Source organism: Salinarimonas ramus, from assembly GCF_014645695.1.
GTDB lineage: Bacteria > Pseudomonadota > Alphaproteobacteria > Rhizobiales > Beijerinckiaceae > Salinarimonas > Salinarimonas ramus.
On sequence record NZ_BMMF01000001.1, the window covers coordinates 436,500 to 459,740 of the forward strand.

Here is a 23,241-nt window from a genome sequence, read left to right on the forward strand (position 1 = left end):
CGAGTGCGCCGGTGCGGCATGCAACCCACCGAGACACGGCATGCAACTTGCTTCACCTCCACGCCTCAGCTTCGTGGAGCACGACGATGGGGAGCACCTCGGCCCAGGCGGGGACGAAAAATCTCGATCTGCGCCTGCTTCACCAATACGTCACGATCTGCCGCCAGCCGACCCTCGCCGCGGCAGCGGCTGCACTCGGCGTGAGCAAGCCGGCGGTGTCGCAGATCGTGGCGCGCCTGGAAGGCGAGCTCGGCGTCGCGCTCTTCGAGCGCAGCCGCGCGGGAATGCGTCTCCTGCCCGCGGGGCGCCGCCTGCTCGACCTCGCCCAGACCATCATCGAGGACGAGCGCGATGCGCTGGCCGAGATGCGCGGTTTTCGGGAGCATGCCATCCCCCGCCTGCGCGTCTACGTGATGGAGAGCCTCTCGCCCTTGATCATAACGGCGCTCTACGCGGCGCTCGCGGACGCGGTGGGTGCGCTCTCGGTCGAATCCGGCCGCGGCGAGACCTGCGTGCCGGAATTCCTGCGCGGCGAGATCGACCTCATCGTCTCGACCGAGCTGTTCGAGGACATGGCGGACACGGTGGATGTCCATCTCCTGTGCCGCCAGGACCTCTGCCTCGTCGCGCCGCCGGCCGCGAGCGCCGCCTCCCTCGCCGAGCTCGCCGCGACGCTGCCTCTCGTACGGGCGCCCGACAATACGCGCATGCACGGCTCCATCGCCCGCTACCTCGCAGGACAGGGCGTGCGCCCGACGCGAGAGCTGAGCTGCAGGTCCCTGTCCGCGACGCTCGAGATCGTGTGCGCCGGTCGCGGCTGGGCCCTGCTGCCGCCGCTCGGCGCCGCATCCCTGCGCGATCGCCTCGACCTCGTGGCGATCAGCCCCCTGCCCGACCGCCCGCCGGTCCAGAAGGTCGCGCTCGCGGTGGATCGCGATCGCTTCCTCGAAATGCCGTCGACGGTCGCGGTCGCGTGCCGCGAGGCCTTGCGCGAGCACACGAGCCGGCTCAGGGCCGGGAGGACCGCCTCCGCGCTTGCGTCGGTGCAGGTCTATTGACCGCGCGGCGACACGCGGAAGGTCGCGATCGCGCCGTCGAACAGCGACGAGGGCCTCGGGACGGCGGCCCCCGCGGCGGCGCTGCGCGTCAGGCCGCGCGCGTAGTCCGCGGCCGCGATCGCGTCGAGCGGCAGGCCGTGGAGGCGCGCGAAGCCCTCTGCCGCAACCTCGTCCCCCGGCGCCACGGGCTCGGGCTCCAGCGTGATCGGCGGATACGTGCGCGGGTCCGTTCCGAGGTCGATCCGGGGACGACGCCGCGCGTCCGCGAGCGCGAGATCGACCGCGTGCGCGATGCGCAGCACGACGGCCTCGCCGAAATACGGCCCGACGACCTGCGCGCTCGTCGGCAGCCCTGCGGCGTCGAAGCCGGTGGGCAGCGCGTGCGCGGGATGCCCGGAAAGGCTGAAGACGGCCGTCGTCGAGCCCGCCATGAAGGCGCGCACCGCGTCGGGGTCGCGATAGCTGGGAGCCGTCGCGAAGGTCGTCGGCAAGATCAGTGCGTCGCAACGCTCGAACAGCGCGTCGATCCCGCGCGCGAGCTCGGCGCGGCGTCGCAGCGCGGCGAGATAGTCGACGGCGCGGATGGTCACGCCCGTCGTGAGCGCCTCGCGCACCTCCCGGCCGATCGCCGCCGGATCGGCACGGAAATCGGCCTCGTGGGCGCAGGCCCGTTCGGACCCGCTGATCAGCGTCGTCGTCTCCCGGTAGCGGGCGAGCGGCTCCGGGAGAGCGGCCTCGACGATCGTCGCCCCCTCTTCGGCGAGCGATGCCGCGAGCGCGTCGAGACCGGCGGCGACGGCCGGCGCGAGCGTCGCACCGGGTATCTCCCGGACGAGCCCGATGCGCAGCCCCGCGACGCCTTCCGAGAGCGCCGCCTCGTAATCCGGGACCGAGACATCGACGGTCGCGGGATCGCGCGGATCGACGCCGGCGAGCGCCTGGAGCACGATGGCGCAGTCGCGCGCAGAGCGCGCCAGGGGCCCGATCACGTCGAGCGACCAGCTGTTGGGCAGGACGCCGTAGCGGCTCAGCAGGCCGTAGGTGGGCTTGAGCCCGTGCAAGCCGCAGGCCGCGGCAGGCACGCGGATCGAGCCCCCGGTGTCCGAGCCGAGCGCATAGGTGGCGAGCCCGGCGGCGACGGCGGCGGCGGATCCGGTGGAGGAGCCGCCCGGGAAGTGGTCGGGCGCCCATGGGTTGCGGGCATGCGGCCGGGCCGCGTCGTGGAACTGGACGCCGAGCCCGGTGCCGTATTCCCAGGTGGCGAGCTTGCCCGTCAGCACGCCGCCGGCGGCCCGGAGCCGCGCCACGGCCGCAGCGTCGAAGCCGGCGATCATGCCCTGCAGCCGCCGCGCGTTCGCGGTCGTGGGCAGGTCCCTCGTGGCATAATTGTCCTTGACGGCGAAGGGGATGCCGGCGAGCGGCGTTTCCCCCACCCTTGCCGCCGCCTCGCGCGCGGCGCGGCGCGCACCCGGCGCGTCGACGGCGATGTAGGCGTCGAGGAGCGGGTCGATCCGCGCGATGCGCGCGAGCGTCGCCTCCACGAGCTCCTCGGGCGCGAGCGTGCCGTCCGCGAAGGCGCGGCGGGCCTCGGCGATGCCGAGATGGCAGATGTCGTCCTCCGTCATGTCGAGACCTCCTGCGCGTGGGGGATGGCCGGCTCGAGCTCGCCGAGGCGCGCGCAGCGCACGCGATGGCTGGCGGAGAGCGCGGCGAGCTCGGGCACCGCGGCGCTGCAGCGCTCGATCGCGTGGTTGCAGCGGGGGGCGAAGCTGCAGCCCGGCGGAAGGGCGGAGAGCTCCGGCGGGCTGCCGTCGATCGGGACGAGCCGCGTGCCGACGAGATCCGACGTCACCACGGAGCGCAGCAGGCCGCGGGCATAGGGATGCCCCGCGCGCCCCAGCACCTCCTCCGTGCTGCCGCGCTCGACGATGCGGCCGGCATACATGACGGCGACCTCGTCGGCGATCTCGCAGGCGACGCCGACGTCGTGGGTGACGAACAAGGTCGCCATGCCGAGCTCCCGCTGGAGCTCGCGCAGCAGCAGCAGAACCTGGATCTGGACCGTCGCGTCGAGGGCGGTGGTCGGCTCGTCGGCGATGAGCACCTTCGGCCGGCAGGACAGGGCGAGCGCGATCATCGCCCGCTGCCGCAGCCCGCCGGAGAGCTCGTGCGGATAGGCCTGCAGCCGCCGCGCGGCGGAGGGCACCTGCACGAGCTCGAGCAGGTCGAGCGCACGGCGACGCGCGTCGGCCCAGCTTGCGCCCTCGTGCGCCCGCACGGTCTCGGCGATCTGGTGGCCGATCGTGAAGGTGGGATCGAGCGCGGTGGCGGGCTCCTGGAAGATCATGGCGACGAGCGAGCCGCGGATGCGCGCGAGCTCGCGCTCGCGCAGGGCGAGCACGTCGACACCGTCGATGAGCACGCGCCCGGAGATCGTCGCGCTGCGCGGCACGAGCCGCATCAGCGCCCGCATGGTCATGCTCTTGCCGGAACCGGATTCGCCGAGCACGCACAGCACCTTGCCGGCCTCGAGGGAGAAGTCGACGCCGTGCAGGATCGTCACCGGTCCATCGGCGCCGCGCACGACGACGCGCAGGTCCGAGACCTGCACGAGCGGCTTGGACATGGCTGGGGGTGCGCCATCGAAGGGAGGAGAGATTTCGCTCACGAGACGACTCCAGCATGCGCGGCGAACGGTGCGGCCTCGCCGGCGAGCGGGTGACCGGAGGCGGGATCGGCGGCGTGGCAGGCCACCGCGTGCGGCCCCTGCGCGAGCATCGGCTCGATCCGCGCGCAGACGGCGTCGGCGATGGCGCAACGGGTGCGGAAGCGGCACCCGCTCGGCGGGTCGATGGGGCTCGGCGGATCTCCGGAGAGCGGCGCGTGCTCGCGTCGGCGCCGCGGATCCATGCTCGGCCGCGAGGCGAGCAGCGCCCGCGTGTAGGGGTGACGCGGCGCGTCGTAGATGTCCCGCACGGGCCCGATCTCGACGACCTTGCCGAGATACATCACCAGCACGCGGTCGCTGACGTAGCGCACGACGTTGAGATCGTGGGAGATGAAGACGTAGGTCAGCGCCAGGCGCTCGCGCAGGTCCTGCAGGAGGTTGAGGATCTGCGCCTCGATGGACTTGTCGAGCGCCGAGACGGATTCGTCGAGGATCAGCAGGCGCGGCGACATGGCGAGCGCGCGGGCGATGTTGACGCGCTGGCGCTGCCCGCCGGAGAGCTCGTGCGGGTAGCGCCCGGCGAAGACCAGCGGCGCGAGCCCCACGAGCCCGAGCGTCTCGTGTGCGAGCTCGCGGGCGACGGCGCGCCCCGCACCCGCCGCCCGCGGCCCGAAGGCGATCGTCTGCTCGAGGGTGAGGCGCGGGTTGAGCGAGGCGTGGCTGTCCTGGAAGACCATCTGCGCGGAGCGCTGGAGATCGCGCACGCTCATGCCGCCGCGCGAGCCGACCTCGAGCCCGTCGAAGACGAGCGTGCCGGCATCCTGGCGGGCCAGCTGCATCAGGAGGCGCGCCATGGTCGACTTGCCGCAGCCGGACTCGCCGACGACGCCCAGCGTCTCGCCCTTGGCGACGCGGAAGCCGACGCCGTCGACGGCGCGCACCACGGCGCCATCCTCGAGCGCGAAGTGCTTGACGAGGCCGTCGACGATGAGCAGCGGCTGGCGCGGTCCGCCGACGTCGGGCATCGGCGCGAGCAGCGCTTCCTCGGCCGGCGTGCGGCTGCGGGAGGGGAGAGCTCTCTGCAGCACGGGTCACTCCTTCACGTTGAGCGCGTGCCGCAACCCGTCCGTCATCGTGTTGAAGCACAGCGAGGTGAGGAAGATCATCGCGCCCGGGATGACGGCGTTGACGGGCGCGACGTAGACGCTCTGGCGCAGGCTCGAGAGCATGAGGCCCCATTCAGCGTCGGGAGGGCTGACGCCGAGGCCCAGGAAGCTCAGCCCCGAGGCGATGACGATGGAGATGCTGATGAGGCTCGAGGCGTAGACCAGGATCGGCCCGGCCACGTTCTTCAGAACGTGCCCGACGACGATGCGCGTGGCGGAGGCGCCCGTCGCCACCGCAGCCTCGACGTAGGGCTGGGTGCGCACCTGCAGCGTCACGCTCTCCGCGACGCGCGCGATAGGCGGGATGAAGACGAGAGTGAGCGCGAGGAGCCCGTTGACGAGCCCGCCTCCGAGCGCGCCCGAGATCGCGACCGCGAGGAGGACGGACGGGAAGGCGTAGAACACGTCCATCCCGCGCATGATCGCGGAATTCACCCACCCTCCCGCGTAGCCGGCGAGGATGCCGAGGAAGCCCCCGATCAGCGTCGCCACGACGACGGGCGTGAAGCCCATGAACAGGGTCAGGCGCCCGCCCCAGATCACCCGGCTGAGCAGGTCGCGACCCAGCTCGTCGGTGCCCAGCGGATGGCCCGGCGTCCCCGGCGGGCGCAGCCGATTGACGATGCTCGTGGCGTTGGGATCGGCGGGGGCGATCCAGGGAGCGAGGAGCGCCGCGAGCGCGACGACGAGGAGCACGCCGCCCGCGCCGAGGGTGATCGGGTCGTGCGCGAACCTGCGCCCCATGTCCGCGAGGAAGCCGCGGGATCGGATCGGCGAGGCCGCCGCGAGGGTCTTCTGGTCGTGGATCATGGCTCAGCCGCTCCCGCGCCGGGCGCTGTTCATGCGCGGATCGAGCGCCATCTGCAGGAGATCGACCGCGAGGTTGGCGAGGACGAAGAAGAGAGCCAGCACGAGCACCGTCCCCTGCATGAGGGGCAGGTCGCGCAGGAAGATCGCCGAGTTGAGCAGGTACCCGGACCCGGGCCACGCGAAGATCGTCTCGACGAGGATAGAGCCGCCGAGCAGATTCGCGAATTGCAGACCCATGATCGCGAGGAGCGCGGGCGCCGCGTTCTTCGCCACGTGGAGGACGATCCAGGCCGCCGGCAGCCCCTTGGCCTCGAGCGCCTGGACGTATTCCTGCTGCAGCACCTCCGAGACGGCCGAGCGCACGGAGCGCGCGATCACGCCCGCCGGGACGGTGGCGAGCGTGATCGTCGGCAGGATCATGTGCTGCCACTGCCCGGCGAGGCCGGCATCGGGATGGCCCATGCCGGTCGCCGGCAGGAGCCCGAGCTCCACCGAGAACACGATCACGAGCACGATGCCGAGCCAGTACTGAGGCACGGACATCCCGGAGATGCCGATCGCGCTGATCGCCCTGTCGGAGGTCCGCCCCGCGCGATAGGCCGCGAGCGTGCCGAGCACCACGCCCGCGACGCACGCGAGGACGATCGCACCGGCCGCGAGCCGCAGGGTGTTGGCCACCGCGGGCAGGACCTCCTCGATCACGGGCCGGCGCGTGGACAGCGCGAGCCCGAGATCGCCGGTCGCGACGTTGCCGAGCCAGGTCAGATACTGGATCGGCAACGGCCGGTCGAACCCGTACGCGGCCCGGATCTGCGCCGCGATCTCCGGCGGGGTGTCGTCGGGGATCAGGGCGCTCGCCGGATCTCCGGGTGCCACGTGCACGAGGAGGAAGCAGACGAGCGAGACCCCGACGATGATCGGCACCGCGTAGGCGAGCCGATGGAGGACGAAGCGCAGCATCGGATCACCCCGTCACGGAGACCGACGTCAGGTCGACGTACCAGTTCTGCGGCGCGACGAAGCCCGTGACGTTCGCCGCGAGCGCGCGCGGGTTCATGTCGTGGACGACGGTGATCCAGACGGACTGGTCGACGAGATATTCGTGCAGGCGTGCGATGGCCGCGTCGCGCTCGGCCGGGTCGAACGCCATCTGCGCCGCTCGCCCGAGCTCGTCGGCCTTCTCGTCGGAATAGAGCCCCCAATTGTTGCCGTCCGGCGGCGCGCGGTTGCTCATGAAGGCGCTCATGAACCCGAAATCCGGGTCCTGGAAGGACCAGGAATTGTTGAGCCCGAAGGTGCCCTCGTTCTCCGCTCCGTCGGCGCGGGCACGCCGGCGCGCCCGCAGCGCCTCCCAGTCGACGACCTCGACCTCCACGGCGAAGCCCACGGCGTTGAGGTTCTCCTGGCAGATCTCGGACATGGGCATCGGCTGCATCTGCCCCGATCCCGCCTGCGAGGTCAGGAGCTTGATGCGGCACGGATTGTCCGGGCCGTAGCCCGCCTGCGCCATGAGGCGCCGCGCCTCCTCGGGATCGTAGCGGACGTCGAAAGTCGGGCTGCCGAACCAGGGGCTCGTTTCCGCGACGAGACCCTTGGCGGGACGCGCGACGCCGCCGAGGAACTGCGCGATGCCCTCTCGGTCGATGGCGAGGTTCGCCGCGCGCCGCACGTCGATGTCGAGGAACGGCGAGCCTTCGTCGAAGCTCAGCCAGAACGGCCAGACGTGGGGGTAGACGTTCATCACGATCTGCGCGCCGGATTGCTCGATGCGAGGGATCGTGTCGGGCGGCGGCGCCTCCACCCAGTCGACCTGGCCCGACAGCAGCGCCGCGACGCGGGTCGTGGGATCGGGCATCGCGTAGAGGACGAGCCGGTCGACCTTGGGGACGCGGTTCGGGTCCCAGTACGCGGCGTTCTTGACGAGCTCGGCGCGCTCGCGCGGAACCAGGTCGACGAGCTGGAACGGACCGGTCCCCGACGGCTGTGCGGCGAAGGCGGCCCAGTCGCCGCCGAGGGCCTCCCAATGCGCGCGCGACGACATGCCGATCCGGTCGACCTTGTAGAAGAACATCGAATCCGGGGTCGTCGTCGTGATCGCGACCGTGAGGTCGTCGAGCTTCTCGTAGGAGGCGATGTTGGCGAGGAAGTTGCCGGCCTGGTTCGCCTGCGCCTGGTCGAATTGCGGCGCGTCGCGATTGGCGAGCTTCTCGAGGTTCCAGACGACGTCGTCGGCGGTGAAGGGCGCGCCGTCGTGGAAGACGACGCCCGGGCGCAGGCGGAAGGTCCAGACCGTCCCGCTCTCGTCGACCTCGTAGCTCTCCGCGAGAGAGGGCACCATCTCCGCCGTGGTCTCCCCCTGCGAGAGATCCCAGCGCAGCAGGCCGTCGTAGATCGTGTTCGTGATGAAGCGGATGCCCTCGGCGCCCTGTGTCGCCATGCCCGTGGTCTGAGGAATGTCGCTCAGCGTCATCGCGAGCCGCAGGACCGACTCGCCCTGAGCCCGCGCCGGCGCCGGCCGGATGCCGGCGAGGACGCCGGCCGAGGCCCCGGCCTTGAGGAACGTGCGTCTATCCATGTCCGATCTCCCCGCGGGTTGGGCGCACCACCCGGATCAGCGGTGCATCGCGAGGTGCGGCGCAAGCGTCGTGCCAGACGCTTACGTAGAGGGATTTCGAATGTTCGAAGCTGCTCTGGGAACTCTGATCATCAAAATAAAGTCTCCGATAGCCATTCAGGCGCAGAAAGCGCCATTGCAGCGTTAAGCGCTCGCTTAACACCCCGATGCGATCGGGCTTTCGTCTCGCCTCCCGCCATATACGGCCCGGCGAACATCTGGATGCCAGAAACGAGATCTTCCGCGGTCCGGCACGACGAACGCCCATACGCGCGCCGATATGGGCGCCATGGCATGTGCCTTGCTGCCCGAGGGCGGCCGTCGGCGCGGGCTCCGACCCCGGAGCCCGGCACGGCGGCAAGGGGAGAACCAGATGGCTCGCAACGTGAACGGACCGCTCTACTACGAGCGCATGGGGCGATCGGGCCCCGTCATCGCTTTCGTCCACCCCAATCCCATGGACCAGTCGTGCTGGATCTTCCAGACGGCGCACCTGTCGACCTGGTATCGATGCATCGCCATCGACATCCCGGGCTACGGACGCTCGCCGACCGCCGAGCGCGGCCTGACCATGGACGACATGGCGCAAGCCTGCTGGGAGGCGATCGACGACGCCTTCCCCGGGGAGGAGCCTGCGATCCTGGTGGGATGCTCGGTCGGCTCCTCCGTCGTCCCCTACATGCATCACCAGAAGCCCGAGCGCACGAAGGCGCTCGTCGTCTGCGGCACGGGCTATAATCCGGGCAAGGAATTCGCCGCTCGGCGCACCCGGCAGTACACCAAGTACGGCATCGACTTCCGTTGGGACTACACCTTTCAGGACTTCAGCCCGGCCTTTCGCCAGACGCCGATGGCGCACTACTTCGCCAACCTGTTCGCGGAACGAAACGCCTATGCGGACGTGACGACGATCCTCCATCAGTTCGACGCGCTGGCGCAGCCCGACGCCGAGGATCATCACGAGCGGATCGCCTGCCCGATGATCGTCCTCACCGGCAGCGAGGACAATTCGCACCAGCGTGCCTTCGACCTGCAGGACCGGGTTCCCGGCTGCGAGCTGCGCGTCCTGCACGGAGCCGGTCACGCTTGCCAGATCGAGCAGCCCTGGCTGTTCAATCGGTTCATGATCGAGTTCCTGATGCGCCACGGGCTGTTTCCGGAGGGCCCGCGGCCGCTCTCGCCGGCCTTCTGAGGCCTGCGCTCACGCCTTCGGAGCCGGCTCGCGCCGCGCCCCGAAGGCGAACAGGGCCGCGGCAGAGCCCATCAGGATCGCGTTGATCCAGACCGCCCCCTCGTTGCCGAGCCGCGTCGCGTCGTAGATCAGGCCGACGAAGAGGGGCGCGACGACGAAGCCCGCGTCGCCCACGACCCGCTGCACGCCCATGGCCGGCCCCTGGAGGCCGCGCGGCATCCGATCCGCGAGCGCGGCGGCGACGGACGGACCGCTGAAGGCGCCGGCGACCCCCATCAGCACCATGGCCGCCCAGAAGATGGCGACGTGCCCGGCGAACGCGATCATCAGGAGCGAGACGGCCGTCGCCACCGTCGACCAGATCGTCACCACCCGCGACCCGACGCGATCGATGACCGAGCCCACCATCGGCAGCATCAGGAAGTTCGCCGTCGCGATCAGCGTCAGCGCGCCGCCGATCACCGCGACCGGCATGCCGAAGCTCTGCGCCGCGATGAGCGGGATCGTCACCCATTGCGAGGCGGTGCGGGTGAAGAAGACCCCGAAATTGATCAGGCTCAGGTAGAGGAACGTCGGCTCCGTCAGGAGCCCGCGCAGGCTCGGTGCGGGCGCGCCGGTGCCGGCGGCTGGGACGGCGCTCTCCTCGGGATGGGGCGCGGGCTCGCGAAAGGCGAGGAGCGCCACGAGGAAGGCCGCCGTGGCGACGAGCGCGAACGCCCAGAACGGCGCGGCGAAGCCGAAGCCCGCGACGAGAAGCCCGCCGATCCCGGGGCCGATCCCGGCGCCGAACAGCAGTCCGCCCTGGTAGAGCGCCATGATCCGCCCCCGCTCACCGACCCGCGAAATCTGCACGAGGACGGTGGCCGACACCGTCATGTAGACCCCCGAGCCCACGCCCTGCACGAAGCGCCAGGCGAGCAGCGGCTCGAAGCTCTCCGCCAGCGCGGCGCCGACGGCGCCGACGGCGATGATCGCGGGCCCGAGGCAGAGAAACGGCTTTCGCCCGAAGCGCTCCGAGGCGATCCCGGCCGGGAGGTTCGCGACCAGCCGCCCGACGCCGAACAACGTGATCATCATGCCGACGAGCGTGCCGCTCACGGCGAATTGCTGCGCGTAGAGCGACATCATCGGCACGACCATGCCGTTGCCGGCCATGACGAGGACGATGAGCGCGAGGATCGGCCCGATCTGCTTCAGGGGAAGCGGCGATCGGGATGCGGGTGGGGCGATCTGCAGCACGGAGGACTCGCTTAACGGGGGAGCGGATGCACCACCCTCAGCGCAACGTGCGTGCCATCCGGCGCGCGCGGCGGCTCAGCGGCCGATCTCGACGCCCGTGAACGCGACGAGCGCCCCCGCGGCGAGCCCCGCGAGCGTCGGAAGCGCCGCCGACGCGATCAGCCTGATCGCCGTGAAGCGCCAGCCCATGATCGGCAGCTCGAAGGCCATGAGCCTGTGGAACGCGAAGACGGACCAGGCCGTGAGGAGAGCCACCATCTGCGGCGCACCCGCGCCCGCGTTCCAGAACACCAGCGCCAGCGGGAAGGTCACCGTGGGTCCGCCGGGGAGGAAGCACCCGACGAGGGAGGCGAGGAGGATGCCCGAGAGCCCCGTCTCCGCCCCGAGGCTGCCTGCGACGAGCGACTGCGGCACGAGGAGCCCGAGGAAACCGGCCGCGACGAGCGCGACGGGAAGCCGCAGCGCCAGCGCCGAGCCCTGGCTCGCGACGAAGCGCGCCGCCGGGACCACGCTCGAGGGCCGCTTGAGGCCGGTGACGAGCGCCACGAGCGCGGCGAGCGAGAGGAGGCCGACGACGCCCGCGATCACGACGGCGTCCTCGGCAGCGCGATCACCGGATGGCGCCCGACGAACCGGGCGAGGAGGCCCGCCACGATCGGCAGCGGCAGGCTCGCGACGAAGCGCAGGATCGCGAGGTCCGGCCCGAGGAACGGGAGCTCGAAGACGAGGACCCGGTGCACGCCGACCAGGGACCACGCGGTGACGTAGGCGACGAGCGCGCCGATGTCCGCGCCCGCCACGTAGAGCGCGTAGACGAGCGGGAAGGACGTGAACGGCCCGCCCGGCGTGACGAGGCCGAGCGCCGCCGCGAGCACGAGGCCGGCGAGCCCGGATTTGCCCCCGAGCCGGCGCGCCACCTTCTCGCGGGGAACGAGCTCCTGCACGAAGCCGCCGATGACGAGCCCCGCCAGGACCTGCGGCGCGAGATAGGCGAGGAGCGAGAGCGAGGCGAGGAGCGTCTCCATGACGACGTCCGGCCCGTCGCGCAGCCACACGGCGAAGCCGCTCGCCAGCGCGATGGCGCAGAAGACGAGGGTGATGCGGTCCGGGCCGCGCTTGCGTGCAGCGCTGCGTTTCGCGGTGGCTGTCTCGTCGGGCAAGAGCGTCGCTCCGAGTTAAGCCGCGCAGAGGCGGCAAAGATCGTCGATCCCCGTTGAGCAAGTTGCTTGCCAATCATTTGGCGTACGCGATGGTCGCTGATGCGGGTGGTATGTCGCCGCCCGTCACGCCGCGGCCCTCACCATGACGTGCAGCGGGGTCTCCTCGACTTCAGCAACGGCCGCTCGCAACAAGACTGCAGCACCAGAAGTTGTGATGATCTCGCGGAGCCCGCCGACAACGCTGTCCGGCGGCGTCGAGGGAGACGATCGGCCCGCTTTCGTACGATCCTCAAGGCACCGAGGCCGCCAGAGCGGAACAAGCCGAGGCGCCGCTGAGCGGCGGCGCCTCACGGCGGAGGGGCGCCACGCCGATCAAGCTGCAGGTGACGGCGCGGTGGTGAGGATCTGGCGCGGTCTGGACGCCGCGGCGAACGCGGCGATCATTTCGGCTCCGAGCGCGAAGTCGTGAACGGGCCGTCCGGGAGCGTTGAAGATGATGGTGATGACAAAGCCGGTTGGCTTCCACAAGGGCGCGAGAGGGCTCGCCGCGTTGATGCGCGTGGAGATGAACGCAGACCCGTTCTCGGGCGTGATCTCCGTCTCTGCGCCAAGCGCATCGAGCGGGTTAAGCTGCTGTCGTCGACGGGATCTGAATACACCTGTCCTCGAAGCGGAATGAGATGGGTACGTTCCCCTGGCCCGCCGGCAGGACGGCGGCTGGCGACCGCCCAGCTCTTGGCGCTGCTTGACGGGTGCGACTGGTGGCGCATGCATGCTGGCCGGCGATTATGCGCGCTCGTCGCTGTGATCCAAGGATCGGAATGGTATTTCTGTGCGGGTCGAGGGCGTGCGAGTGCACTACGCCCGCCGCCGCTAATGGCGCTCGCGGTCGACGTGCTTTCGGGCGATCTCGCCGCTCTAGGTGCCGAGCGGACCAGGTGGAACGCATGCGCCTGACGATCAGGCAGCTCCAGCGGGACCGGTTCGGGCGAGTCACGGAGACGCACGGCGAGGACCCGCTCCACCTCGGCCTCGACGCGAGCTACCGGGCCGAATTTGGTGCGAGGGCGCCGGCCCAGGATCAATTACTGGCCGAGCGGGAGAAGCGCTCGACTCGCAAGAGCCGCTCGACGAAAGCCGCGAACGCCGCATCATTGATGTGCGCGTCGACCCGGTGGAGTTTGTGGGTCTCGCTTAGCTCGAACGCGGCCTCCAGCGTCTCGAACAAGGCCTCGTCCGCGGCCGGGTCCCAGAAGGCTTCGCCCGGCGCGTCCAGCGCCGAGACGCCGCCCAGCGGAAGAACGAGATCGACCGGCCCCGGCGACGCGTTGAGCTTGGCCGCGAGCCAGCGCGCCATGGCGACGTTCTCCTCCGGCGTCGTGCGCATCAGCGTGATGTTCGCGTTGTGCACGAAGAGGAGCCGGTCCGCGTAGCGTTCCGGGACGGTGTCGCGCGGCCCGAAATTGACCATGTCGAGGGCGCCGCACGAGCCGATCCACGGGATGCCGGTGCGTGCCAGCACGTCGAAACGCTCGGGGCCCGCCGTGCAGATGCCGCCCATGAGGTGATCCGCAACCTCCGTCGTCGTCAGGTCGAGGACGGCCTCCACCATGCCGCTCCCGGCGATGGCCTCGAGCGAGCGCCCGCCCGCGCCGTTGGCGTGGAAGACGATGCAGTCGTAGTCCCGCTCGAGGCGGGTGCGCAGCTGCTGGACGGCCTTCGTCGTGACGCCGAACATCGACAGCGCCAAAGCCGGGCGCGCGTCCTGCGCCGGCTTCGGCGCCGCGCGCGCGACCATGCCGGCGATCGCGTGCGCCGCATTCGCGAGGATGCGGCGCGAGACCGTGTTCAGCCCGGCGATGTCGGTGACCGGGTACATCATGGTGACGTCGCTCACCCCGACATAACCCGACGTGTCCCCCGAGGCGACGGTGGAGACCATCAGCTTCGGCAGGCCGAGCGGCAGCGCGCGCAGCGCGGGCGCGATCAGCGACGTGCCGCCCGATCCGCCGAGCCCGATCATCCCCGCCACGTCGCCGCGGGAGGCGACGAAGGCGACGAGCGCCTTCGACATGGCGATCACCGCCTGCCCGCGATCCGGCGCGCCGAGGACGCGCCCTGGGCCTTCCGGGTGGAAGCGCGCGACCTCGTGCCCGGGGACGTCGGCATGCTCCGCGCTCGTCGTCGTGCCGACGTCGACGGTGACGGTCTCGACGCCGGCCTCGCGGACGAGGCGCGCGACGTAGAGGAGCTCGTCGGCCTTGGTGTCGAAGGTACCGACGACGTAGACGCGCCCTGTGCTCACCGCCGCACCGCGCGGCCGTGGACCACGTCCTCCGCGCCCTCGAAGGCGAAGCGGAACGTGTCGGTCACCGTCCGGTGCACCTCGGCCGCGTCCGCCTCGGCGACGTCGTATTCCGCCCACCATTCGCCGAAGGTCCGGCCGCTTTCGGTGATCGGCTTCAGCGTCATCTCGGCGACGTAGTTCCGCACCGGCAGCGTCGCCTCGATGATCTCGTAGCAGCAGCGATGCTCGCGGTCGGAGAGGGTCAGCAGCCGCTCGCGGATGTGCCCGCCGTCATGGGTGTGGAAGTTGCGCACGCAGCCGATCCGGTCGGACGGCAGGCCGTCCTCGATCTCGCTCCTCGCGAAGAAGCGGTGGTATCGCGGAAGGGCGTTGAAGTCGCGCAGCACCGCCCACGCCTCCTCGATCGGTGCGTCGATGACCGCGCTCACGTAGACCTTTGCCATGCTCTCCTCCCTGTCCGGGGGTCGGCGCCCCCTTCATTGCGGTCTCCTGGCCGTCTCATTGCCGTCTCAGCGCCTTGAAGGCTTCGATGTTGGATTTGATCGCCGTCTCGACCGGCAGCCGCTCGACGCTGGAAGCGCCGTAGAAGCCCTTGCAGTGCTCGCTGTGTTCGAGCACGTAGGCGACGTCCTCGGGCGTCGCGATCGGCCCGCCATGGGCGATGATGATGACGTCCTTGCGGATCTTGCGGGCCGCTTCCGCCCATTCGTCGATGAGCCGCACGCTCTCGGCGAGGCTCTTGGAGGTCGTGGCGCCGATGGTGCCGCCGGTGGTCACGCCCATGTGGGGGACGATGATGTCCGCCCCCGCCTTCGCCATCTCCACCGCCTGGTCCGCGTCGAAGACGTAGGGCGTGGTGAGGAGGTCGATCTCGTGGGCCTGCCGGATCATGTCGACCTCGGAGGCGAAGTTGATGCCGGTCTCCTCCAGGCTGACGCGGAAGGTCCCGTCGATGATGCCGACGGTCGGGAAATTCTGCACGCCCGAGAAGCCTAGCTCCTTCAGCTCGCGCAGGAACACCGGCATGATCACGAACGGGTCCGTGCCGTTGACGCCGGCGATGACGGGCGTGTGCTTGCACACGGGCAGCACCTCGAGCGCCATCTCCTTGACGATCTCGTTGGCGTTTCCGTAGGCGAGCAGGCCCGCGGACGAGGCGCGGCCGGCCATGCGGTAGCGGCCGGAATTGTAGACGATGATCAGATCGATGCCGCCGGCCTCCTCGCTCTTCGCGGAGATGCCGGTGCCGGCGCCGCCGCCGACGATCGGAATGCCGTCCGCCACGAGGCGGTTCATGCGCTCCAGGATCTTCGCGCGCTCAATTCGTGGCATTCGTCCCGTCCTTCTCGTCGTTCGCGGATGTGGTGGAGCGGCGCGTCGCGAGGGCCGCCTCGAGTTCGCCGACGATGCCTCTGCGGAAGGTCAGGACGCAGGCGATGAAGATCGCGCCCACCATGATGGTGACCCAGCCGCCGAGGGCGTCGAAATAGTGGTAGAGCGAGGAGATCAGGGCCGCGCCGATGACCGGCCCGAAGACCGAATTCATGCCGCCGAGCAGCGTCATCAGGATCACGTCGCCGGACATGCTCCAGTGCACGTCGCGCAGCGAGGCGACCTGATAGACGATCACCTTCAAGGACCCCGCGAGCCCGGAGAGCCCGGCGGAGAGGGTGAAGGCGAGGATCTTGTAGCGCGCCACCGGATAGCCGAGCGAGATCGCCCGCGGCTCGTGCTCGCGGATCGCACGCAGCACCTCGCCAAAGGGCGAATTCACGATGCGATGGACGAGCGCGAGCCCGGCGAGCGTCAGCACGAGAACGACGAAGTAGAGCGTCACGTCGTCGTCGAGATCCAGGATACCGAGGAGCACGCCGCGCGGGATCTGCTGCATGCCGTCCTCGGCATGGGTCCAGGGCAGGCGCAGGAACAGGAAGTAGACGAGCTGGGAGAGCGCCAGCGTGATCATGGCGAGGTAGATACCGGAGCGACGGGTGGCGAGTGCGCCGAAGATTGCGCCGAGCAGGCTCGCCGCGGCGACGCCCGTGACGATGCCGATCTCCGGCGAGAGGCCGAGCTCCTTGAGCATGTAGCCGCAGAAATAGGCCGCGCTCCCGAAGAAGGCGGCGTGCCCGAAGGAGAGGATGCCGGTGTGCCCCAGCAGGATGTTGAAGGCGCACGCGAACAGCGCGAGGCACATCACCCGCATCGCGAAGACGGGATAGACCACCTGCGGGAAGAACGGCACGAGGGCGAGGAGCGCGAGAGCGCCGAGCGCCAGGAGGAGGGAGCGCATGCCCATCTCAGCCCTCCTCTCGCCCGAACAGCCCGGCCGGGCGCACGAGCAGGACGAGCGCCATGATCAGGAAGACGATGATCGTCGAGGCCTCGGAATAGAACACCTTGGTCAGCCCCTCGACGACGCCGAGCAGGAGCCCCGTGATCGCCGCGCCCGACACCGAGCCGAGCCCGCCGATGACGACGATGGCGAAGACGATGATCACGAGCTCCGAGCCCATGGACGGGCTCACGCTCTGGATCGGCGCCGCGAGCACGCCCGCCAGCGCCGCGAGCGCGACGCCGCCGCCGTAGGTGAGCGTCATCAGGAGCGGCACGTCGATGCCGAAGGCCTGGGTGAGCTGCGGACGCTCCGTCGCCGCGCGCAGCTTCGCGCCCATGGAGGTGCGCTCGATGGCGAACCAGACCAGCACGCAGATCGCGACCGCCGCCGCGATGACGAAGAGGCGGTAGATCGGCATGAACATGAAGCCGAGGTCCGCCGCTCCGCGCAGCGCGCCGGGCGTCGTGTAGATCTGGCCGGACGACCCGTAGGCGACGCGAAAGCCGCCCTCGATCACGAGCACCATGCCGAAGGTGAGGAGCAGCCCGTAGATCGGGTCGAGCCCGTAGATCCGCCGCAGGAACAGGCGCTCGATGACGATGCCGAAGGCGCCGACGATGAGCGGCGCGAGGAAGATCGCGCCCCAATAGCCGATGCCCAGGTTCTCGAGCAGCAGGAACGCGATGAAGGCGCCCATCATGAAGAAAGCGCCGTGCGCGAAATTCACCACCTTGACGATGCCGAAGATGATCGCGAGCCCCAGGCTCAGGACGGCGTAGAAGGCGCCGTTGACGATCCCGAGCATGATCTGCCCCGTCAGGGCGACGAGCGGCACGCCGAAGATCTCGATCATCGCTACCCTCCCCGGGTGCGCCTTCCGGGAGCCGTGGCGCACCTCGTCGTTACTGGAGCCCACTTTACAGGCGGCGGAATCGCTCGAACAATGGCCGCCATGCACGAGAACCTATCCGAAACCCACATCGTGGGAGACGACACGCACCAGAGCATCGTGCGTGCCGAGGACTGCCCTCCCCTGGCGCGCCGGCTGATCTCGCACGTCGGCGTGGGCGACGCCGCGCCGCCCTACCGGGTCGTGCGCACCAACCTCAGCGGCGCCTATCTCCATGCCTGCCTGGGCGGCGAGGGTCGCATGCTGCTCGACGGGCGCTGGCGTCCGCATCGCGAGGGCATGGTGACGCTCGCGCCCGCCCACGTGCTGCACGCGTTCCACGCCATACCCGAGAGCCGCTGGCGCTATTGCTGGGTGCGCTACATGCCGCAATCGCCGCGCTCGGCGCCCGAGGGCATGACGCCGCTCGTCGCGAACGTCGATCCCAAGCCCCTCGCGGACGCGATCCTCGGCCTCTTCCACGAGGTGCGCAGCGCCGGCGACATCGCGGCTACCGCGCTGTGGATTGATCTCGTCGAGCATTACGTGAAGCGCTACACCGAGCCGCTGCGCAACGAGGAGCGGCTGAGCCGGCTGTGGGCGGAGGTCACGGCCGACCTGCGCCGGCCCTGGACGCTCGATCAGCTCGCCGCCATGGCGGGGATCAGCGGGGAGCACCTGCGCCGGCTTTGCCAGACGCGGCTCGGGCGCAGCCCGATGCAGCAATTGACGTACCTGCGGGTGCAGGAGGCGGCGCACCTCCTCGCTACCACCGACAGGCGCGTCGAGGACGTCGCCTTCGAGGTCGGCTACCAGAACCCCTTCGCCTTCTCGAACACGTTCAAGCGCATGACGGGCTTCCGGCCGTCGCGCTTCCAGCGCGGCCGCCGCACGCCGCGCGGGCGCGATCCGGACGCCTGAGCGGCGCTCACGCGCTCAGGCGCCCGCTGATGCGATCGAAATCGGCGAGGAGCGTCGCATTGTCGAAGGTCTCGGCGATGCGGCCGCGGTCGACCACGTAGTGCCGGTCCGCGATGGTGGAGGCGAAGCGCACGTTCTGCTCGACCATCAGGATCGTGTAGCCGCGCCGCTTCAGGTCCGCGATGGCTGCGCCGATCTGCTTGACGACGACGGGGGCGAGGCCTTCCGTCGGCTCGTCGAGGAGCAGCAGCCGCGCGCCGGTCCGCAGGATGCGGCCGATGGCGAGCATCTGCTGCTCGCCGCCCGAGAGCTTCGTGCCCGGGCTCTTCAGCCGGTCCTTCAGCCCGGGGAAGAGCACGAGGATCTCGTCCACGCTCAAGCCGCCCTCGGCGACGACGGGCGGGAGGACGAGGTTCTCCTCGGCGGTGAGCGTCGCGTAGATGCCTCGATCCTCGGGGCAGATCGCGACGCCCGTGCGCGCGATCTTGTGCGAGGGCATGGCCCCGGTCTCGATGCCCTCGATGCGGATCGAGCCCTTGCGCCTCGGCACCATGCCGACGATGGCGTTGAGCGTCGTCGTCTTGCCCGCACCGTTGCGGCCGAGCAGGGTGACGAGCTCGCCGGCGCCGACGCTCAGCGCGACGCCGTAGAGCGCCTGGCTCGGCCCGTACCAGGCCTCGAGGCCAGCGATCTCCAAGGGCGCGCGTGCGGAGGGCGCGCGTGCGGAGGGCGCGCGTGCGGACGCGTCAGGCATGGCCGCCTCCGAGATAAGCCTCGACCACACGCTCGTCGACGGCGACGCTCGCATAATCGCCCCGTGCGAGGATCTGGCCGCGCGAGAGGACCGTGACGTCGTCGCAGATCTCCGAGACGATGCCGAGATTGTGCTCGACCATCACCACGGTCCGTCCACGGGCGGCGTCGTGGATGAGCCGCGTGATGCGCCCCACGTCCTCCGCGCCCATGCCGGCCGTCGGCTCGTCGAGCAGGATCACGGCCGGATCGAGGGCGAGCGTGGTGGCGATCTCGAGCGCGCGGCGATGGCCGTAGGAGAGCGCGCCGGCGGGAAGGTCTGCGAGATGCGCGATCCCCACCGAATCGAGATGCTCCGCGGCCTCGCCGCGATTGCGCGCCAGCACCGACCGGCGCGTCCAGAAATCGTAGGATTCCCCGCGCTTTCGCTGGAGCGCGAGCATGACATTCTCAAGCGCGGTCATCGCGTTGAACACCGCCGAGATCTGGAAGGAGCGCACGAGCCCCATGCGCGCGATGCTCGCCGGGCCGGAACGGGTGATGTCGCGGCCGTCGAAGCGGATCGTGCCGGACGTCGGCGTCAGGAACTTGGTGAGCAGGTTGAAGCAGGTGGTCTTGCCCGCCCCGTTGGGGCCGATGAGCGCGTGGATGCTGCCGCGCCGGATCGCGAGGTCCACACCGCCGACGGCGACGAAATCCCCGAACCGCTTCGTCAGCCCCTCGATCTCGAGCACGTTGGCCGTCATGGAACTCACCCGTCGATCAGGAGCGATCCCGGGCCGCATGGGCCCGGGATCGCAGGAGGCGAAGGCTCAGTCGGCCGCGCCCGTCACGAGGTAGCAGGTGCTCTGGTCGAGCGGACGGAACGCGTCCTCCGCCGCGATGGTCGAGACCGGCTCCAGATAGTCCCAGGCACCTTCGGACTCTTCCGGCGACTTCACGCGCCACAGGTACATGTCGTGCATCATGCGCCCGTCCTCGCGGACATAGCCGTTCTCCGCGAAGAAGTCGTTGATCGGCATCGAGCGCATGGCTTCCGACACCGCGTCCGGATCGTCCGTACCGGCCTGCTCGATGGCGCGCAGGTAGTGCATGGTGGAGGAATAGTTCGCCGCCTGGCTCATGTTCGGCATGGAGCCGACGCGCTCGTAGTAGCGCTCCGCGAAGGCGCGCGCCTCCTCGTCCATGTTCCAGTACCAGGCATTCGTGAGGAGCAGCCCCTGCGCCGCATCGAGCCCGATCGAGTGCACGTCGTTGAGCCACAGGAGCAGGGCTGCGAGCGTCTGGTTCTCGGTGAGGCCGAACTCCGCGGCGGCGTTGATGGCGTTGACCGCGTCGCCGCCCGTCGAGGCGATGCCGATGATCTCCGCGCCCGACGCCTGCGCCTGCAGCATGTAGGAGGAGAAGTCGCTGGCCGACAGCGGATGGCGGGCGGAGCCCAGCACCTCGCCGCCGGCATTCTCGACGACCTGCGTCACCTGCTCCTCGAGGCCGATGCCGAAGGCGAAGTCGACCGTGAGAAAGAACCAGGTCAGCCCGCCGTCCTCGACCACCGCCTCACCCGTGCCGTGCGCCAGCGAATAGGCGTCGTAGGCGTAGTGGATGGCGTAGGGAGAGCAGACGTCGTTGGTGATGCCGATGTTCGAGGCGCCGTTGACGATGATGTGGCGCCGCGCGTCCTTCGCCACGGCGGCGACCGCGAGGGCCGCACCGGAATTCGAGAGGTCGTTGATCATGTCGACGCCCTCGACGTCGAACCATTCGCGCGCCTTGGCCGCGGCCGTGTCGGCCTGGTTGAGGTGATCGGCGAAGATCACCTCGATGGGCGCGCCGAGCACGGTCCCGCCGAAATCCTCGGCGGCCATGCGCACGGCCTCGACGGCACCCTCGCCGGCGAGATCGCTGTAGATGCCGCTCATGTCGGTGAGCACGCCGATCCGGACCACGTCGCCCGAAATCCGCCCTTGCGCGTCCTGGGCCTGCGCGACCGCGCCGCCGGCGAGGACGAGAGCACACGACGCCAGCAGGCGTCCCGTCAATCCACGCATCGTTTCCTCCTCCGAATCTGGTTTCCGTGATTTCTTGCTATTGTTTTCCACTATCTTAGCGAGGCAGACCTGCTTCGCCATGTGCATTTCGCAAGAAAACATATCTGGAACCCACATTTGAACGATGGGGTTCGCGCGGCACGATCCATTCGGCGGACGACGCAGGCGCCGATCTGATGCGCGCTCCGGCGGAACAGGAGCTTCGCACCTCCGTGCGCTACAAAGCCATCGCGCTGACGACGGTTTGTCCGGTATGTCGCGTCAGCCGCAACGAGGCCGTCGATCACGCGGATCTCAAGCGGCTCGTCGTGGCGTCGAACCGAACCGTGATCCTGAACAGGCGCGCTGCGGTCGCCACAGCCCTCGCGACGAGCCTCGGCCCGATCCGGCTCGGGCTCGACGTCGTCTCGCGCGCCTGACGGAGAACGCCTCCGGCCGCGCCGACCGCCTCGACGGGCGCGATGCCATCGACCTGTGACCGACCGTGCAGACCTCGATCCTTTGACGCCCCCTCGGTCGCAACGACCGGACCGCGTCCGTTCGCCGACCGGGACGTCCGGCGCCGCCTCGACAATGATCGCAAGGATCTTCGTTCCGCTTCTGGACGCGCCGGCGCATCGCGGGTGCCACCCCGCGCTCGCCGGCGAACCAGCCGAATTCGTCGAGCGGCAGCTGCGCGAGCGCGGTCGCTTGCGCGAGGAGATCGTCGCCGCGTGCGCAGGAGTAAGCGCAGCGACGCGCCTGCGGGATGCGCGCAGGCTCGCACGTCGCTCTCGCCGGCACGAGGAGCAGGTCAACGCTGCGGGCGCCGTTCGGAGCCTCCTCCAGCATGCGCAGCGCCGCCGGGACGGCGGTCTCGTCGCCGGCCAGCACGGGCTGGTCGGCGCGAGGCGCGGCCGCCGCACGGCCGCCCCCCAAAGCGTTTGGCTGGGGCTGAGCGGGCGGCAAGCGGAAGAGGCCGTAGTCGGCGCGAAGCCGCCTTCGACAGCCCGTCGCGGAAGTCACCTACGCCGGGGCGGAAAATTCGCATCTAAATCCGCTGGGAGATGCCGAGCCCATCCTCGACAGTAGCGCTCGCGTGCGACCGGCTCACGCGCCAGAGCGCTCCCCGCGCCCGACGATCTCCCAGTCGGGCTCGCGGAACGCCTCCACCATGAATTCGACGAAGCTGCGGATGCGCGGCACGATGCGTCGATCCGGCAGGAAGAGCGCGTAAATCTCCGTGTTGTCGACCAAGAGGCGATCGGCGAGGAGCTGCACGAGGCGACCATCGGCGACGGCGGGACGGGCGAGATGCTCCGCCACACGCATGACGCCGAACCCGCCTAAACACATCAGGTAGAGAGACATGCCTTGATTGCTCCGGAACCGGCTCTCCGCGTGGAAGGTGACTATCTCACCGTCCTCGACGAACTTCCAACGATTGAGATGCTCCCGGCTGCCGTCCCAAGCGACGCAGGGCATGCGCGCGAGATCGGCCGGACGCTTGGGCATGCCGAAGCGCGCGACGAGTTCCGGCGTTGCGACGACGATCCGCTGCAGCCCGCACAGCCGGCGGTGCATCAGGCTCGAATCCGTCGGTCGGCCCATGCGCACGGCGAGGTCGATGCGGGCGTCGATCAGGTTCTCGACGTCGTCGGTGAGGCGCAGGTCGAGCGACACCTTGGGATGTCGCTCGAGATAGGCGGGCATGAGCGGCGTGATCCGGTCGAGCCCAAGGGCGATGGGAACCGACACGCGCAGGAGCCCTTCGACCTGGGCGTCGCTGCGCTGCCATTCGGCCTCGGCGGCTTCAACGGCTTCGAGCACCCGTCGTGCGGCATCGAGGAAGCGCTCGCCGTCTTCGGTAAGGCGATGACCTCGGGTGGTCCGGTGCAGGAGCCGCGTGCCGAGCCGCGCCTCGAGGCGCTGGATCGTCTGGCTGGCGAAGGGCTGGCTCACGCCGAGCGCGTTGGCCGCGGCGCCGAAGCCGCCGGTCGCGACCACCGCCTGGAACACGCGCATCTCAACCAGCCGGTCGTCTCGCATCGCTTCGATCCCGAAGAGGGCCGCTCGCCCAGCCAGCGGCAATGAGTGT

At 70.0% G+C, this 23,241-nt stretch carries 23 protein-coding genes and 1 pseudogene; 5 read left to right on the forward strand and 19 right to left on the reverse strand.

Annotated elements, in window-relative coordinates; genetic code table 11:
* The first annotated feature begins 86 nt into the window (after positions 1-86).
* A complete protein-coding gene (locus tag IEX89_RS02155) occupies positions 87-1,058 on the forward strand; it encodes a LysR family transcriptional regulator (RefSeq protein ID WP_188909022.1) in 972 nt (323 codons plus the stop codon).
* Here IEX89_RS02155 and IEX89_RS02160 read toward each other — a convergent pair.
* The 6 genes from IEX89_RS02160 to IEX89_RS02185 form a co-directional block, all read right to left on the reverse strand.
* Positions 1,052-2,683, reverse strand: a complete 1,632-nt coding sequence (locus tag IEX89_RS02160; protein ID WP_188909024.1) for an amidase — start codon at positions 2,681-2,683, stop codon at positions 1,052-1,054. The genes IEX89_RS02155 and IEX89_RS02160 overlap by 7 nt on opposite strands.
* The gene (locus IEX89_RS02165) at positions 2,680-3,684 is read right to left on the reverse strand and encodes an ABC transporter ATP-binding protein (RefSeq protein WP_188909026.1); all 1,005 of its coding nucleotides are present in this window, start codon (positions 3,682-3,684) and stop codon (positions 2,680-2,682) included. Before IEX89_RS02165 ends, IEX89_RS02160 begins: the two co-directional genes overlap by 4 nt.
* 38 nt (positions 3,685-3,722) lie before the next feature.
* Entirely contained in the window at positions 3,723-4,751 is a 1,029-nt protein-coding gene (locus IEX89_RS02170; protein ID WP_188909139.1) for an ABC transporter ATP-binding protein, read from the reverse strand.
* A 66-nt stretch (positions 4,752-4,817) separates the two neighbouring features.
* Entirely contained in the window at positions 4,818-5,702 is an 885-nt protein-coding gene (locus tag IEX89_RS02175; protein WP_188909028.1) for an ABC transporter permease, read from the reverse strand.
* 3 nt (positions 5,703-5,705) lie between these two features.
* Positions 5,706-6,662, reverse strand: coding sequence for an ABC transporter permease (locus tag IEX89_RS02180; protein WP_188909030.1), 957 nt, complete (start codon positions 6,660-6,662; stop codon positions 5,706-5,708).
* A gap of 4 nt (positions 6,663-6,666) precedes the next feature.
* Positions 6,667-8,277: an ABC transporter substrate-binding protein gene (locus IEX89_RS02185; RefSeq protein WP_188909031.1), complete on the reverse strand. Its 1,611-nt coding sequence runs from the start codon at positions 8,275-8,277 to the stop codon at positions 6,667-6,669.
* 412 nt (positions 8,278-8,689) lie between these two features.
* On the opposite strand from IEX89_RS02185, the gene IEX89_RS02190 reads away from it, so the two are divergent.
* Positions 8,690-9,508, forward strand: coding sequence for an alpha/beta fold hydrolase (locus IEX89_RS02190; protein ID WP_188909033.1), 819 nt, complete (start codon positions 8,690-8,692; stop codon positions 9,506-9,508).
* A gap of 9 nt (positions 9,509-9,517) precedes the next feature.
* Here the strand turns inward: IEX89_RS02190 and IEX89_RS02195 are convergent, their stop codons facing one another.
* From IEX89_RS02195 to IEX89_RS02205, 3 genes are all read right to left on the reverse strand, one after another.
* Entirely contained in the window at positions 9,518-10,747 is a 1,230-nt protein-coding gene (locus tag IEX89_RS02195) for an MFS transporter (RefSeq protein WP_188909035.1), read from the reverse strand.
* A 75-nt stretch (positions 10,748-10,822) separates the two neighbouring features.
* Positions 10,823-11,335, reverse strand: coding sequence for a hypothetical protein (locus IEX89_RS02200; RefSeq protein ID WP_210317552.1), 513 nt, complete (start codon positions 11,333-11,335; stop codon positions 10,823-10,825).
* A complete protein-coding gene (locus IEX89_RS02205) occupies positions 11,332-11,907 on the reverse strand; it encodes a permease (protein ID WP_210317553.1) in 576 nt (191 codons plus the stop codon). Before IEX89_RS02205 ends, IEX89_RS02200 begins: the two co-directional genes overlap by 4 nt.
* Before the next feature lie 493 nt (positions 11,908-12,400).
* Between IEX89_RS02205 and IEX89_RS02210 the strand changes: the two genes are divergently transcribed.
* A complete protein-coding gene (locus IEX89_RS02210) occupies positions 12,401-12,586 on the forward strand; it encodes a hypothetical protein (protein ID WP_188909037.1) in 186 nt (61 codons plus the stop codon).
* Positions 12,587-12,988: 402 nt separating this feature from the next.
* On the opposite strand, the gene IEX89_RS02215 is transcribed toward IEX89_RS02210, so the two are convergent.
* The 5 genes from IEX89_RS02215 to IEX89_RS02235 are packed head-to-tail and all read right to left on the reverse strand — an operon-like array spanning position 12,989 to position 17,406.
* Entirely contained in the window at positions 12,989-14,212 is a 1,224-nt protein-coding gene (locus IEX89_RS02215) for a Tm-1-like ATP-binding domain-containing protein (RefSeq protein WP_188909149.1), read from the reverse strand.
* A complete protein-coding gene (locus IEX89_RS24305; protein WP_188909039.1) occupies positions 14,209-14,658 on the reverse strand; it encodes an SRPBCC family protein in 450 nt (149 codons plus the stop codon). The genes IEX89_RS02215 and IEX89_RS24305 overlap by 4 nt, the downstream gene beginning before the upstream one ends.
* Positions 14,659-14,713: 55 nt before the next feature.
* A complete protein-coding gene (locus IEX89_RS02225) occupies positions 14,714-15,547 on the reverse strand; it encodes a phosphoenolpyruvate hydrolase family protein (protein ID WP_188909041.1) in 834 nt (277 codons plus the stop codon).
* The gene (locus IEX89_RS02230; RefSeq protein ID WP_210317555.1) at positions 15,534-16,514 is read right to left on the reverse strand and encodes a branched-chain amino acid ABC transporter permease; all 981 of its coding nucleotides are present in this window, start codon (positions 16,512-16,514) and stop codon (positions 15,534-15,536) included. The genes IEX89_RS02225 and IEX89_RS02230 overlap by 14 nt, the downstream gene beginning before the upstream one ends.
* Before the next feature lies 1 nt (position 16,515).
* Entirely contained in the window at positions 16,516-17,406 is an 891-nt protein-coding gene (locus IEX89_RS02235) for a branched-chain amino acid ABC transporter permease (RefSeq protein ID WP_188909043.1), read from the reverse strand.
* Positions 17,407-17,505: 99 nt separating this feature from the next.
* On the opposite strand from IEX89_RS02235, the gene IEX89_RS02240 reads away from it, so the two are divergent.
* Positions 17,506-18,363, forward strand: a complete 858-nt coding sequence (locus tag IEX89_RS02240) for a helix-turn-helix transcriptional regulator (protein ID WP_210317556.1) — start codon at positions 17,506-17,508, stop codon at positions 18,361-18,363.
* Between the two features lie 7 nt (positions 18,364-18,370).
* Here the strand turns inward: IEX89_RS02240 and IEX89_RS02245 are convergent, their stop codons facing one another.
* The 3 genes from IEX89_RS02245 to IEX89_RS02255 all read right to left on the reverse strand — a co-directional run bounded on the left by IEX89_RS02245 (position 18,371) and on the right by IEX89_RS02255 (position 21,164).
* Positions 18,371-19,117, reverse strand: a complete 747-nt coding sequence (locus tag IEX89_RS02245; RefSeq protein ID WP_188909045.1) for an ABC transporter ATP-binding protein — start codon at positions 19,115-19,117, stop codon at positions 18,371-18,373.
* Positions 19,110-19,862: an ABC transporter ATP-binding protein gene (locus IEX89_RS02250; RefSeq protein WP_188909047.1), complete on the reverse strand. Its 753-nt coding sequence runs from the start codon at positions 19,860-19,862 to the stop codon at positions 19,110-19,112. The genes IEX89_RS02245 and IEX89_RS02250 overlap by 8 nt, the downstream gene beginning before the upstream one ends.
* Positions 19,863-19,928: 66 nt before the next feature.
* Positions 19,929-21,164 (reverse strand): ABC transporter substrate-binding protein, encoded by a 1,236-nt coding sequence (locus tag IEX89_RS02255; protein ID WP_188909049.1) that lies wholly within the window; start codon positions 21,162-21,164, stop codon positions 19,929-19,931.
* A 212-nt stretch (positions 21,165-21,376) separates the two neighbouring features.
* Between IEX89_RS02255 and IEX89_RS24310 the strand changes: the two genes are divergently transcribed.
* A complete protein-coding gene (locus IEX89_RS24310) occupies positions 21,377-21,583 on the forward strand; it encodes a hypothetical protein (protein ID WP_244645055.1) in 207 nt (68 codons plus the stop codon).
* Positions 21,584-21,767: 184 nt separating this feature from the next.
* On the opposite strand, the pseudogene IEX89_RS24705 reads toward IEX89_RS24310, so the two are convergent.
* Together IEX89_RS24705 and IEX89_RS02265 are read right to left on the reverse strand one after the other, a co-directional pair.
* Positions 21,768-22,169: pseudogene (locus IEX89_RS24705) on the reverse strand (SIP domain-containing protein); the annotation flags it as partial.
* Positions 22,170-22,253: 84 nt separating this feature from the next.
* On the reverse strand, positions 22,254-23,192 hold the full coding sequence (locus IEX89_RS02265; RefSeq protein WP_188909053.1) for a LysR family transcriptional regulator: 939 nt from the start codon (positions 23,190-23,192) through the stop codon (positions 22,254-22,256).
* Positions 23,193-23,241: the final 49 nt, after the last annotated feature.

What these genes read in the sequence shown, in the direction of transcription:
- IEX89_RS02180 (WP_188909030.1), bottom strand. Translation starts at nt 6,662, where the DNA reads ATGCTGCGCTTCGTCCTCCATCGGCTCGCCTACGCGGTGCCGATCATC.
- IEX89_RS02165 (WP_188909026.1), bottom strand. Translation starts at nt 3,684, where the DNA reads ATGTCCAAGCCGCTCGTGCAGGTCTCGGACCTGCGCGTCGTCGTGCGC.
- IEX89_RS02245 (WP_188909045.1), bottom strand. Translation starts at nt 19,117, where the DNA reads ATGCCTGACGCGTCCGCACGCGCGCCCTCCGCACGCGCGCCCTCCGCA.
- IEX89_RS02160 (WP_188909024.1), bottom strand. Translation starts at nt 2,683, where the DNA reads ATGACGGAGGACGACATCTGCCATCTCGGCATCGCCGAGGCCCGCCGC.
- IEX89_RS02175 (WP_188909028.1), bottom strand. Translation starts at nt 5,702, where the DNA reads ATGATCCACGACCAGAAGACCCTCGCGGCGGCCTCGCCGATCCGATCC.
- IEX89_RS02240 (WP_210317556.1), top strand. Translation starts at nt 17,506, where the DNA reads ATGCACGAGAACCTATCCGAAACCCACATCGTGGGAGACGACACGCAC.
- IEX89_RS02170 (WP_188909139.1), bottom strand. Translation starts at nt 4,751, where the DNA reads ATGCCCGACGTCGGCGGACCGCGCCAGCCGCTGCTCATCGTCGACGGC.
- IEX89_RS02235 (WP_188909043.1), bottom strand. Translation starts at nt 17,406, where the DNA reads ATGATCGAGATCTTCGGCGTGCCGCTCGTCGCCCTGACGGGGCAGATC.
- IEX89_RS02230 (WP_210317555.1), bottom strand. Translation starts at nt 16,514, where the DNA reads ATGGGCATGCGCTCCCTCCTCCTGGCGCTCGGCGCTCTCGCGCTCCTC.
- IEX89_RS02250 (WP_188909047.1), bottom strand. Translation starts at nt 19,862, where the DNA reads ATGACGGCCAACGTGCTCGAGATCGAGGGGCTGACGAAGCGGTTCGGG.
- IEX89_RS02255 (WP_188909049.1), bottom strand. Translation starts at nt 21,164, where the DNA reads ATGCGTGGATTGACGGGACGCCTGCTGGCGTCGTGTGCTCTCGTCCTC.
- IEX89_RS02265 (WP_188909053.1), bottom strand. Translation starts at nt 23,192, where the DNA reads ATGCGAGACGACCGGCTGGTTGAGATGCGCGTGTTCCAGGCGGTGGTC.
- IEX89_RS02155 (WP_188909022.1), top strand. Translation starts at nt 87, where the DNA reads ATGGGGAGCACCTCGGCCCAGGCGGGGACGAAAAATCTCGATCTGCGC.
- IEX89_RS02185 (WP_188909031.1), bottom strand. Translation starts at nt 8,277, where the DNA reads ATGGATAGACGCACGTTCCTCAAGGCCGGGGCCTCGGCCGGCGTCCTC.
- IEX89_RS24305 (WP_188909039.1), bottom strand. Translation starts at nt 14,658, where the DNA reads ATGGCAAAGGTCTACGTGAGCGCGGTCATCGACGCACCGATCGAGGAG.
- IEX89_RS02210 (WP_188909037.1), top strand. Translation starts at nt 12,401, where the DNA reads ATGATGGTGATGACAAAGCCGGTTGGCTTCCACAAGGGCGCGAGAGGG.
- IEX89_RS02225 (WP_188909041.1), bottom strand. Translation starts at nt 15,547, where the DNA reads ATGCCACGAATTGAGCGCGCGAAGATCCTGGAGCGCATGAACCGCCTC.
- IEX89_RS02190 (WP_188909033.1), top strand. Translation starts at nt 8,690, where the DNA reads ATGGCTCGCAACGTGAACGGACCGCTCTACTACGAGCGCATGGGGCGA.